Source organism: Pseudomonas sivasensis, from assembly GCF_021391435.1.
GTDB lineage: Bacteria > Pseudomonadota > Gammaproteobacteria > Pseudomonadales > Pseudomonadaceae > Aquipseudomonas > Aquipseudomonas sivasensis.
Map to the genome: position 1 here is coordinate 6,088,192 of NZ_CP090029.1, position 13,460 is coordinate 6,101,651.

Below are 13,460 nucleotides of genomic sequence, written 5' to 3' on the forward strand. Positions count from 1 at the left end.
CCATGGAACGGCAACTGGACGCTTACTGCGCTCACCTGCGCAACGAGCGCCAGGTGTCGCCCCACACACTGGAAGCCTACCGGCGGGACTTGAACAAGGTCCTGGCCTACTGCGAAAAACAGCAGGTCACCAGTTGGAAGGCCTTGGATATCCAAAGCCTGCGCAGCCTGATCGCGCGCTTGCACCAGACGGGCCAATCCTCGCGCAGCCTGGCTCGCCTGCTGTCGGCTGTGCGCGGGCTCTATCACTACCTCAACCGCGAAGGCCTGTGCGACCACGACCCAGCCAACGGCCTGTCTCCGCCCAAGGGCGAACGGCGCCTGCCCAAGACCCTGGATACCGACCGCGCTTTGCAATTGCTTGATGGCGCCGTAGAGGATGACTTCCTGGCCCACCGCGACCAGGCGATCCTGGAGCTGTTCTATTCCTCGGGCCTGCGCCTGTCGGAACTCACTGGCCTGAACCTAGACCAATTGGACCTGGCAGACGGCCTGGTGCAAGTACTCGGCAAGGGCAGCAAAACCCGCGTGCTGCCGGTGGGCAGGAAGGCCCGCGAAGCCCTGCAACTCTGGCTTCCGCTGCGGGCGTTGGCCAACCCGGCGGACGACGCCGTGTTTATCAGCCAGCAAGGCCGGCGACTGGGGCCGCGGGCTATTCAGGTGCGGGTCAAAGCCGCCGGGGAGCGCGAACTGGGTCAAAACCTGCACCCGCATATGCTGCGGCACTCCTTTGCCAGCCATATGCTGGAATCGTCCCAGGATCTGCGCGCCGTGCAGGAGTTGCTGGGCCACTCCGATATCAAGACCACGCAGATCTACACCCATCTGGACTTCCAACACCTGGCAACGGTGTACGACAGCGCCCATCCACGGGCCAAACGCATCAAGGGCGGCGACTCATGAGTATCAAGCTGATCACCTTCGACCTGGACGACACACTCTGGGACAACGTACCCGTCATCATCAGCGCCGAGGCGTCGATGCGCGAATGGCTGGTCGTGCATGCCCCCAACGTCGGCGACCTGCCACTGGAGCATTTCGCCAGCCTGCGCCAACAGGTGCTGCAGCGTCATCCGGAGCTCAAACACCGCATCAGCGTGTTGCGCCACCGGGTGCTGATGCACGCCTTCGAGGAGGCCGGATATCCACAGCCGCAAGCCACGGAAATGGCAGACGTGTGCTTCGACGCGTTCATTCACGCCCGTCATCAGCTCACGCCCTTCCCTGAAGCCGAGCCGATGTTGCAAGCGCTGCGCCAGCACTTTCTGCTGGGCGTGATCACCAATGGCAATGCCGATGTGCAGCGTGTGGGCCTGGCTGACTACTTTCACTTTGCGCTGCGCGCTGAAGATATTGGTATTGCCAAGCCAGATGCGCGGCTGTTCCAGGAAGCGCTGCAACGCGGCGGAGTGGATGCCAGCGCAGCGGTGCATGTTGGCGACCATCCCGGGGACGACATTGCGGGGGCGCAGCAGGCGGGGCTGCGGGCCGTGTGGTTTAACCCCAGCGCCAAGGTGTGGGAGGGGGATAAACGCCCCGACGCGGAGATTCGTAGCCTTACGGAGCTGCCGGAATTACTCCGCAAGTGGCAGTAGTACTAGAGATCCCAATATGGGGATCACCACGAAGCTCAAATAAATCAGCAAGCATGAAAAAGCCCGCAGCGACGGCGGGCTTTTTCTTACAAGCAGGTGACTGACCTCAGATAGGTCGGCTGCCGTACTTGTTATCCGGCTTCTTGGGTGGGTCTGCCACCACGTTAGCCTCGACTTCCTGCACTCTGCCGCCTTTAGCGAGGAATTCTTCCATCGCACGGGCCAGAGCATCGCGCTCTTTGTTCTTGGCCTCAACGCTCGGCAATTCATCTACCGAAACAGCTGCCTTGGCTTTGCCTTTGGCCGCAGGGGCAGGCGCATCATCGCCACCATCGTCGTCCGCAACGTCTTCCGCTGCTGCTTCAAGACCTTCTTCGGTGTCGTCTTCGTCACCTACTTCGAGTTCGTCGTTTTCCAGATCATCGTCGCTCATGTTCTACCTCATGACTTGCGAAAAGCAGATTAGTTATAGCCCAGCTTCGCCCTCTGTCGAGGTCGCCAGGGAAAAATCAACATCCACTGGATAACCAGTGGCTTACGCCCCGTCACCGTGCAAGGTGGCGAGGACTTTACGAGCACCGCCATGATCACGGTGCTCGCCCAGATAAACACCTTGCCAGGTACCCATCGCCAAGCGGCCGGCCTTGACCGGCAAACTCAGCTGGCAGCCCAGGAGACTGGCCTTGAAGTGCGCCGGCAGATCATCCGGACCTTCGTCATTGTGTTCGAACCCGGCACGGCCTTGCGGCACCAGCAAGTTGAAAAAACGTTCGAAGTCACGGCGAACCGCCGGATCGGCATTCTCGTTGACGGTCAGAGAAGCCGAGGTGTGCTGCAACCACAGGTGTAACAGGCCCACACGACACGCCTTCAATTCAGGCAAGCCGGCAAGCAACTCATCGGTCACCAAGTGAAAGCCCCGGGGCTTGGCCCGCAGGGTAATCAGGGTCTGTTGCCACATAGAGTTCTCCGCCCATCGGCGCGCATTCTAGCGCGCTCTGGGAAAAAACAAAGTGCCGAATACGCCTACGTGCCTGTAAGACATTCGCACACTGAAAAGTGCCGTGTGCGGCCGATCACAAACTTTGCGCAAAAACCGGCACAGCGTCTTACGACTGACAAACGCCAGGCAAAAAAATGCCCGGCAAGCCGGGCATTTTTTTTACGCGCACTTACAAGTTGTAGCCGCGTTCGTTGTGTTGCGCCAGGTCGAGGCCGACAGCCTCTTCCTCTTCGGTAACACGCAGGCCAATGACCATATCGAGCACCTTGAGGATGACGTAGGTGACGATCGCCGTGTAGATCACGGTGAAGCCAACACCCTTGCACTGGATCCAGACTTGAGCCGCGATGTCAGTGACGGTGCCGAAGCCGCCCAAAGCAGGGGCTGCGAATACACCTGTGAGGATCGCACCGACGATGCCGCCGATACCGTGCACGCCGAATGCGTCCAGGGAGTCGTCGTAGCCCAGCTTACGCTTGAGGCTGGTCGCGCAGAAGAAGCAGACCACACCGGCCACCAGGCCGATTACCAGAGCGCCCATCGGGCCAACGGTGCCGGCGGCTGGTGTTACAGCTACCAGACCAGCGACTACGCCCGAGGCGATGCCCAGTGCACTTGGCTTGCCGTGAGTGATCCACTCGGCGAACATCCAGCCCAACGCCGCAGCAGCGGTAGCGATCTGAGTGACCAGCATCGCCATGCCAGCAGTGCCGTTGGCCGCAGCAGCGGAGCCGGCGTTGAAGCCGAACCAACCGATCCACAGCATTGCCGCGCCCACCAGGGTGTAACCCAAGTTGTGCGGTGCCATCGGGGTGGTAGGGAAGCCTTTACGCTTGCCGAGCACGATGCACGCCACCAGCCCAGCCACACCGGCGTTGATGTGCACCACGGTGCCGCCGGCAAAGTCCAGCACGCCCCAGTCCCACATCAGGCCGCCGTTGCCGCTCCAGACCATGTGCGCGATTGGCGCATAAACCAGGGTGAACCAGATGCCCATGAAGATCAGCATCGCAGAGAACTTCATACGCTCAGCGAAGGCACCGACGATCAGCGCCGGGGTGATGATGGCGAAGGTCATCTGGAAGGTGATGAACACCGCTTCCGGGAACAACGCCGCAGGCCCGGTGATGCTGGCTGGGGTCACACCCGCCAGGAACGCCTTGCCCATGCCGCCGAAGAAGGAATTGAAGTTGACCACACCCTGTTCCATACCGGTGGTATCGAACGCAATGCTGTAGCCGTAGACGACCCACAGGATGCTGATCAGGCCAGTGATGGCGAAGCACTGCATCATCACCGACAGAATATTTTTGGAGCGGACCATGCCGCCGTAGAACAGCGCCAGGCCGGGAATGGTCATGAACAGCACCAGTGCGGTGGCGGTCAGCATCCAGGCGGTGTCGCCAGAGTTGAGGACTGGAGCAGCCACTTCGTCTGCCGCCATGGCCAGGCTTGGCATTACGATGGACAACAGGGCTCCGAGCCCTGCGAATTTACGCAGAGTCATATTGTTTTCTCCTGGGGCGTTGGGGTTTGGCGGCTTAGATTGCGTCGGTATCGGTTTCGCCGGTACGGATGCGAATAGCCTGTTCCAGATTGACCACGAAGATCTTGCCGTCACCGATCTTGCCGGTGTTGGCGGCCTTGGTTATCGCTTCGATAACCCGGTCAAGATCCTTGTCGTCAATGGCGACATCAATCTTCACCTTCGGCAGGAAATCGACTACGTATTCCGCGCCGCGATACAGCTCGGTGTGACCCTTCTGCCGACCGAAGCCCTTGACCTCAGTAACGGTAATGCCCTGCACGCCGATCTCGGACAGCGACTCGCGTACATCGTCCAACTTGAACGGCTTGATGATGGCAGTGACTAGCTTCATGAAAACTCTCTCCCGAATTGGTGGACTTGCCCCAGGAAAACAAACCCGTCTCAAGTCTAAGCGCAGTGCCTGGCTTTGTAACGCATCGTCGCAAGGGCAGTTGCCTTCGCGACGCCAGCGAACCACTGGTGACGAAACCTGTACCCCTGATCCGTCGGCGCACTGCATTCGTCACAGCGACTGCATCAGTGCATGGGTCATGATCGTCTAAGCAGAAACCTTGCCAGCTCCGTAAAAATCACTGAAATCAGTCCTTTGCCCACTTAACCTCACCCACAGGACTATTTGGCAGCTGCAATGCGCACGAAAACAGTGCGCCGTCGCACAGCCCGATGCGCGAAAAGCGTGCGCTGCAGGCCGCGAAAAAGACTATAGACGCTGCGTGATACACTGCCCGCCAACAGTTTCCGGAATATTTCCCATGCTCGCGCCCAAAGACCTACTCGACGCCCTGAGCGGCCACGCCTCTCGCCTGTTCAGCGGCGAAACCCCTCTGCCCCGCAATGAAATCGAAAGCCAGTTCAAGGCCTTGCTGCAAAGCGGTTTCAGCAAGCTCGACCTGGTGAGCCGGGAAGAGTTTGATAGCCAAATGGTGGTGCTGGCCCGCACGCGTGCGCGGCTGGAGAGCCTGGAGGCGAAGGTGGCTGAACTGGAAGCGCGGCTAACCCCAACGGCCGAGTAACTGACGCAACGAGGCCAAAATGTGGGAGGGGGCTTGCTCCCGATGGCGATGGGTCAGTGACATATTTATCAACTGACCCACTGCTATCGGGGGCAAGCCCCCTCCCACATTTGTTCTGCGTCGTTCTCTGGATACGTTCTGTAAAACCTCCCTCCCTCGCTAGCCCCACCGCTCGTCTACCCTTGAAAAACCCGCAGGAAGCGGCCTCTCTTTCAAGGAACGAGCATGTCCCTCGCCATCGTCCACAGCCGCGCCCAGATCGGCGTAGAAGCCCCAGCCGTCACCGTCGAAGTGCACATGGCCAACGGTCTCCCGTCCCTCACGCTGGTGGGCCTTCCCGAAACCGCCGTCAAGGAAAGCAAGGACCGAGTACGCAGCGCCATCCTCAACTCCGCCCTGCAATACCCCTCCCGCCGCATCACGCTCAACCTCGCGCCCGCCGACCTGCCCAAGGACGGCGGGCGTTTTGATTTGGCGATTGCCTTAGGGATCCTCGCCGCCAGTGTGCAGGTGCCAGCGTTGATGCTCGATGACATTGAATGCCTGGGTGAGTTGGCGTTGTCCGGCGAAGTGCGTGCGGTCAAAGGTGTGTTGCCAGCCGCTTTGGCGGCGCGCAAGGCTGGGCGCACCGTGATAGTGCCGCGGGCGAATGCAGAGGAAGCTTGCCTGGCGTCGGGGCTGAAGGTGATTGCCGTGGATCACTTGCTGCAGGTCGTGGCGCACCTCAACGGACAAGTGCCGATTGAGCCCTATAAATCCGATGGTTTGTTGTACCTGAACAAGCCCTACCCGGATTTGAGCGAAGTGCAAGGCCAACTCTCCGCCAAGCGGGCGTTGTTGATTGCAGCAGCGGGCGCACATAACCTTCTGTTCAGCGGGCCACCGGGCACCGGCAAGACCTTGCTTGCCAGCCGCTTGCCCGGTTTGCTGCCTCCGCTGAGCGAGCAGGAGGCCCTGGAAGTGGCGGCAATTCAGTCGGTGGTCAGCCTCGCACCGCTGAGCCATTGGCCGCACCGGCCGTTTCGCCAGCCGCACCACTCTGCGTCAGGGCCCGCGTTGGTGGGTGGTGGATCGAAACCGCAGCCTGGGGAAATCACCATGGCTCATCATGGCGTGCTTTTCCTGGATGAGTTACCGGAGTTTGATCGCAAGGTGCTGGAGGTTTTGCGTGAGCCATTGGAGTCAGGGCATATCGTGATTTCCCGCGCCCGCGACCGTGTGAGTTTCCCAGCGCGTTTTCAACTGGTGGCAGCGATGAACCCCTGCCCTTGCGGGTATATGGGCGAACCCACTGGGCGTTGTCGCTGTACACCGGAGCAGGTCCAGCGGTATCGCAATAAACTGTCTGGACCGTTACTGGATCGGATTGACTTGCACCTCACCGTGGCGCGGGAAACAACTGCGCTGAATCCAACCCAGCAGGTTGGAGATACGACGGCAACGGCCTCAGCCCAGGTGGCCGAGGCTCGGGAGCGCCAGCAACAGCGCCAAGGCTGTGCCAACGCCTTTCTTGATCTGCCGAGGCTGCGTGAGCACTGCCAACTTTTGAAAGCCGACGAAGGCTGGCTGGAAAGCGCCTGCGAGCGACTGACATTGTCGCTGCGTGCGGCTCATCGGCTGCTCAAAGTGTCACGCACGTTGGCGGACCTGGATCAGGTGGATGCCATCACGCGGGACCACTTGAAGGAGGCCTTGCAGTACCGCCCGGCCTCCCTCAATTGAGCCTCAGCGAAAGCGATCCACCTCATGACGCAAGCCCGCCGCCAACGTCTCGAGCTCCTTAGCCGTAATCGCCAGGTTCGACACCACTTCCCGCTGCTCGCTGTTGGCCAGTGCGATGCTCTGCAAGTTGCTGCTGAGCAATGTCGCGGTGCTGCTCTGCTCCTGAGTCGCCGTGGTAATCGCCGCGAACTGCTGACCGGCCGAACGGCTCTGCTCGTCGATACGTGCCAGGGCCGACGCCACGTCGGCGTTGCGCGACAGGCCTTCCTGCATCAACGTGTTGCCGTGCTCCATGGTGCTGATGGCGTTGCCGGTTTCCCGCTGAATGCTCTGGATCATCCCGGAAATTTCATCGGTGGCTTCGCGGGTACGCGAGGCCAGGTTACGCACTTCGTCAGCAACCACGGCAAACCCACGGCCCTGTTCACCTGCGCGAGCAGCCTCGATGGCGGCGTTCAGCGCCAGCAGGTTGGTCTGTTCGGCGATGGAGGTGATCACACCGACGATGCCGCCGATTTCCTGAGAGCGCTGGCCCAGGGTATTGATCACCGTGGCCGTGCTATTCAGCGCGGTCGCGATATGTTCCAGCGACGACGACGCCTCCTGCATCGAGGTGCGGCCGATGCGGGTTTGCTGGGCATTCTCTTGAGCCAGACGCTCGGTGTTGCCCATGTTGTCGGCGATATTCAGCGAAGTGGCGCTGAACTCTTCCACCGCACCAGCCATGCTGGTGATTTCGCCAGACTGCTGCTCCATGCCGTCATAGGCCCCGCCGGATAACCCGGACAGTGCCTGTGCACGGCTGTTGACCTCTTCGGCCGCCTTGCGGATATGGGAAACCATGGTCGAAAGCGCTTCACCCATCTGGTTGAAGCTACGGGCTAGTTGGCCGATTTCATCATGGCTGGACACGTTGAGGCGCGCACTCAAGTCCCCCGCGCCCAAGGCTTCGGCCTGGCGCACCAGATCACTCAGCGGCTGCAGTTTGCTGCGCAGCAACCAGACCGTGGCGCCTACCGCCAGCAACATCGCCAGTATGCTGCCGATCACCAGGCGAATACCGACCGCCCAGGTCACTGCACGGATTTCAGCTTTCGGCATGCTCGCGACGACGGCCCAAGGACCGCCGTCGAACGGTACCGAAACACTGTAGAAGTCTTCGTTCTTATCGCTCCAGAAGCGGCCTTTGCCTGGGGTCTTGGCCAGGTCCAGCATCACCGCAACCGACTGGTCCAAGGCCTGCACACCCGCGGGCGGTACCAGCCAACGCTTCTGCTCGTCGAGCAACGCCAAGGAGCCGGTCTGACCGATGCGGAAGCGCTTGAGGTTCTCAAACTGCGCGGCCTGGGCGTCGGTGTAGTCAAAGCCGATGAACAACACAGCGATCACTTTGCCGCTGCTGTCTCGTACGGGGCTGTACTGGGTCATGTAGGAGCGATCGAACAACACCGCGCGGCCGATATACGCCTGACCACCGAGCACGCGCTGGTAAGCCGGACCCTGGCGGTCAAGCACGGTGCCGATGGCGCGGCTGCCGTCCTGCTTGGTCAGGGAAGTGCTGACGCGAACAAAGTCGTCGCCGCTGCGCACGAACACCGTGGCCACGCCGCCGGACATCTGCTTGAACTCATCGACTTCAGTGAAGTTGTTGTTGAGCACTTCGCTGCCCAGCAACAGGCTCGGCGTCTGGACCCCAGCCACCGCGACCATTTGATCAGCCTGCACACGCAACCCGGCGCTGAAGCGCTTTTCAAACAATCCGGTCAGACGCTGGGTGCTCTCGCGCAGCGTGCTGTGGAAGGTATTGAGTTGGTCGGCCAGCAGTCGTGCCTCGCTGGCCAAGTGTTCCTCGCGGGTATCGAGGTTGGCGGAGTCAAGGGAACGCAAGGCGAAAACAGTACTGCCGCTGATGACGACAGCCAAAATCACGGCTAATGCAAGACCTAACTGCGAGGCGATCCGGGCGCGAGGTTGAGACATGAAAGCTCCTGGCCGAGGCCAGGATCATCCTGATCTCATAGCGCTGCTCGGCAAATTATCTGGTGGGAAACGTTGGTGCACGATGGTTCCAACACCCCTACTTCGGCGGCGCTTTGCAATACTTGAGCGAATCGCAGGGGTATCACGCAAACGGTTGCGTGATAGAGCCAGAATTATTCAATCAAGCCGTTCGACATCGGGCAAAACCATGGCCTGCACTTCGCTCTGGAGGAAATCCGCCAAGCGTCGCAAGCGCTCGCCGCCCGGACGGGTTTTCGGCCACACCAAATAGTAATTTTCCCTGCTCGCTACCGCCGTCGGCAACGGCAAGCTTAAACGTCCCTGCGCCACATCCTCGGCCACCATCAGCAGATCGCCCATGGAGACGCCATAACCGCGAGCGGCGGCGATCATGCCCAGCTCCAGGGTATCGAACACCTGCCCACCCTTGAGCGAAACCTGATTCGAAAGCCCCATGCGCTCCAGCCAATTGCGCCAGTCCCTGCGGTCGGGCGTGGGGTGCAGCAACTCGGCACCGGCGAGTCGATTTACATCCCATGGGCCATCGTCCAACAGATTCGGCGCGCCCACCGGTATCAACAGCTCAGGAAACAAATAGCTGGCCTCCCAATCCGCCGGAAAGTGCCCGTAGCTCAACAGCACCGCACAGTCGAACGGCTCCTGGTTGAAATCCACTTCATCCACATTCATCCAGGCGCTGGTCAATTGCACTTCATTGCCTGGCTGTAATGCGCGGAAGCGACTGAGGCGCGCCAACAACCACCGCATAGTCAGGGTCGACGGCGCTTTCATGCGCAGGATGTCATCTTCGGCGTTCAGGGTATGGCAGGCCCGCTCCAGCGCCGCGAACCCCTCGCGCACACCGGGCAACAGCAGGCGCGCCGCTTCCGTGAGCTGTAGGTTACGGCCGCTGCGCTGGAAGAGGCGACAGGCGAAATGCTCTTCCAGCGTGCGGATATGTCGGCTCACCGCACTTTGGGTAATCGACAGTTCCTCGGCGGCGCGGGTAAAGGAGTTATGCCGGGAGGCCGCTTCAAATGCACGCAAGGCATAAAGAGGAGGAAGACGACGAGACATGAGGAAAGCTCCGACAGCAGGATGCCGAAACCGTACCAGAATCAGTCAGGCATGAGTTTTAATCATGTAGATGATCGCTTTTATCCCTTTGTGCAATGAGCTGAGAGGGCCGAGAATCCAACCCTCTCCAACCCTCTGACTTTCTGAGTGTGATGATCATGCAGCATCCAGCGCGTAACGAACTCTGGGCCATTCTGCGGCTGTCTGGGCCGTTGATTGCCTCACAGTTGGCGCACATGCTGATGGTGCTGACCGACACTTTGATGATGGCTCGCCTGAGCCCTGAAGCGCTGGCCGGTGGTGGCCTGGGCGCAGCGAGCTATTCGTTCGTGTCGATCTTCTGCATCGGAGTGATTGCCGCCGTGGGCACCTTGGTGGCAATCCGTCACGGCGCTGGCGACATCGAAGGTGCCACTCGCCTAACCCAGGCCGGGCTCTGGCTCGCCTGGCTGATGGCCTTGGCGGCGGCACTGCTGTTATGGAACTTGAAGCCGGTGCTGCTGATGTTCGGCCAGACCGATACCAACGTGCAGTCGGCGGGGCAATTCCTGACCATGCTGCCGTTCGCCCTGCCCGGCTACCTGAGTTTCATGGCCTTGCGCGGATTCACCAGCGCCATTGGCAAAGCCACTCCGGTGATGGTGATCAGCCTCGGCGGCACGGTGCTGAACTACCTGCTCAACCACGCCTTGATCGAAGGTATGTTCGGCCTGCCGAAGCTCGGATTGATGGGCATTGGCTTGGTCACTGCCATCGTCGCCAATGGCATGGCCCTGACGCTGATGTGGTACATCCGCAGCAACCGCGCTTACGCCGCTTACCCGCTGAGCGCCGGCCTGCTGCGCCTCAACACCCAGTACTTGCGCGAGTTGTGGCGTCTGGGCCTGCCGATTGGCGGCACCTATGCAGTAGAAGTCGGGCTGTTTGCCTTTGCCGCGCTGTGCATGGGCACCATGGGGAGTACGCAATTGGCGGCGCATCAGATTGCCCTGCAAATCGTCTCGGTGGCGTTCATGGTGCCGGCGGGCATGTCCTATGCAGTGACCATGCGCATCGGCCAGCACTATGGCGCCGGGCAGTTGCTGCAAGCGCGCATGGCCGGTCGTGTCGGCATCAGTTTTGGCGCGGCGGTGATGTTGGGATTTGCCTTAGTGTTGTGGCTGTTTTCCGACCCGCTGATCGGCCTGTTCCTCGACCATGACGACCCGGCATTCCACGAGGTGATCGTGCTTGCCGTCAGCCTGCTGGCCGTCGCGGCCTGGTTCGAGCTGTTTGATGGCGTCCAGACCATCGCCATGGGCTGCATCCGTGGGCTCAAGGATGCCAAGACCACCTTCCTGGTGGGCCTGGGTTGCTACTGGTTAATCGGCGCGCCTTCGGCGTGGTTGATGGCTTTCACCCTAGGCTGGGGGCCGACCGGCGTGTGGTGGGGATTGGCGCTGGGGCTGGCGTGTGCGGCTGTAAGCCTGACTTGGGCGTTTGAAGCGAAGATGAAGCGCATGATTGGTCTGGAAGGTGCAGTACCCGAAACCCGCCAAGGGTTCCGGGCCACTCAGCCGGATTAGAACACTTCGCCAGCGAGCGTCTGCTGGCCCTTGCCGAATGTCAGGTATTCCACCAACTCCGGCAACGGCAGCGGCTTGCTGATCAAGTAACCCTGAGCCTGATCGCAGCCAAACAGCCTCAGCAGCGCCAACTGCTCCGGAGTCTCCACGCCCTCAGCCACCACTTCCAGATTCAGGTTGTGCGCCAGGTTGATCATCGCGTGCACCAGCTTGCGATTCTCTTCGCGCTCTTCCATGCCACCGACAAAGCTCTTATCGATTTTCAACAAGGCAATCGGCAAGCTGTTGAGGTGCACGAACGACGAGAAACCGGTGCCGAAGTCATCCAAAGAAAACCGCACACCCAGCCGCCCGAGGGCATCCATGGTCTGTTTGACCAGATCGCTGCGGCGCATCACGGCAGTTTCGGTCAGCTCGAACTCCAGCCATTGCGCTTCCACACCGCGCTCGGCAATCAGCCGGCTGAGGGTAGAGAGCAACTGACTGTCCTGAAACTGGCGGAACGACAGGTTGACCGCCATGTGCAACGGCGGCAGGCCGCGCTCGCGTAGGTCCTGCATATCGCGTAGGGCGCGGGAGATCACCCAGTAGCCCAACGGCACGATCAGACCGCTCTGTTCGGCCAGGGGGACGAATTCGCTGGGCGGCAATAGGCCGCGCTCGCCGTGGCGCCAGCGCACCAGAGCTTCGAGGCCGACAATGTGGCCGTCATCCAGGTCCAGGCGCGGCTGGTAGTGCAGCTCCAACTCATCCCGGCGCAAGGCGCGGCGCAGTTCACTTTCCAGGTCGGCCAGGCTGCGCGCGTTGCGGTTGATGCGCTCGTTGAAGATATGGAAGGTGCAGCCTTGAGTGCTCTTGGCTTGCTGCATGGCGATATGGGCGTGCCACATCAATGGGTCGGCGCCAGCGCGGGCGCGGGCATGGGCCACGCCCAGGCTGCAACCGATCAGCAGGCTTTCGCCATCCACCCAATACGGTTCGGCCATGGCTTCGGTGATGCGCTCGGCCATCCACTCTGCACGCTGGGGTGCGCGGCGGGTATCAATCAGCAAAGCGAACTCGTCGCTGCCCAGGCGTGCCAATTGGTCGCCGATTTCGAGCTGGCTCTTGAGCCGCGAGACCACTTGCAGGATCAAACGGTCGCCAGCCTGGTGGCCGAGGGCATCGTTGGCGTGGCGGAAGTTGTCGAGGTCCAGGTGACCGAGGGCCAGGCCACGGCCCTCGTTCTCGGCCAGCCGCGCCGCCAGCAGGGTCTGGAAGCCCTGGCGGTTGGCGATACCGGTAAGCGGATCTTGTTCGGCCAGGCGTTGCAGGGTGTTTTCCAGCAAGCCGCGCTCACGAACATGGCGCAGGCAGCGGCGCAGTGTGTCGGCGTCCAATGCATCACGGATCAGCCAATCACTCACGCCAAGCGGAGAAACCAACGGTTCCTGCTCCAACAACACCACGCACGACAAGCTGCAACGGCCAGGGCCGGGTTGCAGGCTGGGCGTGGTCAACAGCACGGCGCTGGTGTCATCTTCGAACAGACGACTTACCGAGTCCCAGTTTGGCGCGCTGATCAGCACAGCCCCATCGCCCATCGGCGCCAGGCACTCGCGCAACAACGCTGCCCACTCAGGCGTATCGGCCAGTAGCAGCAAACGCAAGGGTTCGACAGGCGTAGACAAGCTAGCTCCCTAGACTCTGCAAAGTTTCGTTGGCGGCGGGCATTATGACGTGCGGCCTGATAATGACCAATGATAGGGGTTATCAAATACGCAGGTGTAAGCATTTGTCGCTGTTTTAACCGCAAAAAGCCTCGACATCCTGCGGCAAAGTAGCAAAACCGGCAAATTTAGATCGAGTGGTACGTCACACCGTCGATCCAGAGCAGCAGAATCTTGCCAGCCTGTTAAAATGCCCGCCCTTTTGAACAACGACTCCCTGAATTCTG

At 60.7% G+C, this 13,460-nt stretch carries 12 protein-coding genes; 5 read left to right on the forward strand and 7 right to left on the reverse strand.

Annotation, left to right across the window (positions count from 1 at the left end):
* Positions 1 to 2: 2 nt before the first annotated feature.
* Positions 3 to 902: a tyrosine recombinase XerC gene (xerC, locus tag LRO94_RS27805; protein ID WP_032884365.1), complete on the forward strand. Its 900-nt coding sequence runs from the start codon at positions 3 to 5 to the stop codon at positions 900 to 902.
* Entirely contained in the window at positions 899 to 1,594 is a 696-nt protein-coding gene (locus LRO94_RS27810) for an HAD family hydrolase (protein ID WP_179179750.1), read from the forward strand. The genes xerC and LRO94_RS27810 overlap by 4 nt, the downstream gene beginning before the upstream one ends.
* Positions 1,595 to 1,700: 106 nt before the next feature.
* Here the strand turns inward: LRO94_RS27810 and sutA are convergent, their stop codons facing one another.
* The 4 genes from sutA to glnK all read right to left on the reverse strand — a co-directional run bounded on the left by sutA (position 1,701) and on the right by glnK (position 4,477).
* Positions 1,701 to 2,027 (reverse strand): transcriptional regulator SutA, encoded by a 327-nt coding sequence (gene sutA, locus LRO94_RS27815; protein WP_032884367.1) that lies wholly within the window; start codon positions 2,025 to 2,027, stop codon positions 1,701 to 1,703.
* A gap of 102 nt (positions 2,028 to 2,129) precedes the next feature.
* On the reverse strand, positions 2,130 to 2,555 hold the full coding sequence (locus tag LRO94_RS27820) for a secondary thiamine-phosphate synthase enzyme YjbQ (RefSeq protein WP_032884368.1): 426 nt from the start codon (positions 2,553 to 2,555) through the stop codon (positions 2,130 to 2,132).
* Positions 2,556 to 2,766: 211 nt separating this feature from the next.
* Entirely contained in the window at positions 2,767 to 4,104 is a 1,338-nt protein-coding gene (locus tag LRO94_RS27825) for an ammonium transporter (protein ID WP_032884369.1), read from the reverse strand.
* A gap of 34 nt (positions 4,105 to 4,138) precedes the next feature.
* Entirely contained in the window at positions 4,139 to 4,477 is a 339-nt protein-coding gene (glnK, locus tag LRO94_RS27830; protein WP_002555808.1) for a P-II family nitrogen regulator, read from the reverse strand.
* Between the two features lie 421 nt (positions 4,478 to 4,898).
* Here glnK and LRO94_RS27835 point away from each other — a divergent pair, with 421 nt between their 5' ends.
* Complete coding sequence (locus tag LRO94_RS27835) at positions 4,899 to 5,159, forward strand: accessory factor UbiK family protein (protein ID WP_095185195.1); 261 nt, start codon at positions 4,899 to 4,901, stop codon at positions 5,157 to 5,159.
* A gap of 225 nt (positions 5,160 to 5,384) precedes the next feature.
* Complete coding sequence (locus tag LRO94_RS27840; RefSeq protein WP_032884371.1) at positions 5,385 to 6,881, forward strand: YifB family Mg chelatase-like AAA ATPase; 1,497 nt, start codon at positions 5,385 to 5,387, stop codon at positions 6,879 to 6,881.
* A 3-nt stretch (positions 6,882 to 6,884) separates the two neighbouring features.
* Here LRO94_RS27840 and LRO94_RS27845 read toward each other — a convergent pair whose 3' ends face one another.
* Complete coding sequence (locus LRO94_RS27845) at positions 6,885 to 8,861, reverse strand: methyl-accepting chemotaxis protein (RefSeq protein WP_099601749.1); 1,977 nt, start codon at positions 8,859 to 8,861, stop codon at positions 6,885 to 6,887.
* Positions 8,862 to 9,038: 177 nt separating this feature from the next.
* A complete protein-coding gene (locus LRO94_RS27850) occupies positions 9,039 to 9,959 on the reverse strand; it encodes a LysR substrate-binding domain-containing protein (protein ID WP_032884375.1) in 921 nt (306 codons plus the stop codon).
* 152 nt (positions 9,960 to 10,111) lie between these two features.
* Between LRO94_RS27850 and LRO94_RS27855 the strand changes: the two genes are divergently transcribed.
* Entirely contained in the window at positions 10,112 to 11,524 is a 1,413-nt protein-coding gene (locus tag LRO94_RS27855; RefSeq protein WP_179179749.1) for a NorM family multidrug efflux MATE transporter, read from the forward strand.
* On the opposite strand, the gene LRO94_RS27860 is transcribed toward LRO94_RS27855, so the two are convergent.
* A complete protein-coding gene (locus LRO94_RS27860) occupies positions 11,521 to 13,194 on the reverse strand; it encodes a putative bifunctional diguanylate cyclase/phosphodiesterase (protein ID WP_032884377.1) in 1,674 nt (557 codons plus the stop codon). The two genes, LRO94_RS27855 and LRO94_RS27860, sit on opposite strands and share 4 nt — an antisense overlap.
* Positions 13,195 to 13,460: the final 266 nt, after the last annotated feature.

Bases quoted from the DNA above. Each gene is read 5' to 3' on its own strand.
- sutA (WP_032884367.1), bottom strand. From the start codon at position 2,027: ATGAGCGACGATGATCTGGAAAACGACGAACTCGAAGTAGGTGACGAA.
- LRO94_RS27835 (WP_095185195.1), top strand. From the start codon at position 4,899: ATGCTCGCGCCCAAAGACCTACTCGACGCCCTGAGCGGCCACGCCTCT.
- LRO94_RS27840 (WP_032884371.1), top strand. From the start codon at position 5,385: ATGTCCCTCGCCATCGTCCACAGCCGCGCCCAGATCGGCGTAGAAGCC.
- LRO94_RS27850 (WP_032884375.1), bottom strand. From the start codon at position 9,959: ATGTCTCGTCGTCTTCCTCCTCTTTATGCCTTGCGTGCATTTGAAGCG.
- LRO94_RS27855 (WP_179179749.1), top strand. From the start codon at position 10,112: ATGATCATGCAGCATCCAGCGCGTAACGAACTCTGGGCCATTCTGCGG.
- xerC (WP_032884365.1), top strand. From the start codon at position 3: ATGGAACGGCAACTGGACGCTTACTGCGCTCACCTGCGCAACGAGCGC.
- LRO94_RS27825 (WP_032884369.1), bottom strand. From the start codon at position 4,104: ATGACTCTGCGTAAATTCGCAGGGCTCGGAGCCCTGTTGTCCATCGTA.
- glnK (WP_002555808.1), bottom strand. From the start codon at position 4,477: ATGAAGCTAGTCACTGCCATCATCAAGCCGTTCAAGTTGGACGATGTA.
- LRO94_RS27820 (WP_032884368.1), bottom strand. From the start codon at position 2,555: ATGTGGCAACAGACCCTGATTACCCTGCGGGCCAAGCCCCGGGGCTTT.
- LRO94_RS27810 (WP_179179750.1), top strand. From the start codon at position 899: ATGAGTATCAAGCTGATCACCTTCGACCTGGACGACACACTCTGGGAC.
- LRO94_RS27845 (WP_099601749.1), bottom strand. From the start codon at position 8,861: ATGTCTCAACCTCGCGCCCGGATCGCCTCGCAGTTAGGTCTTGCATTA.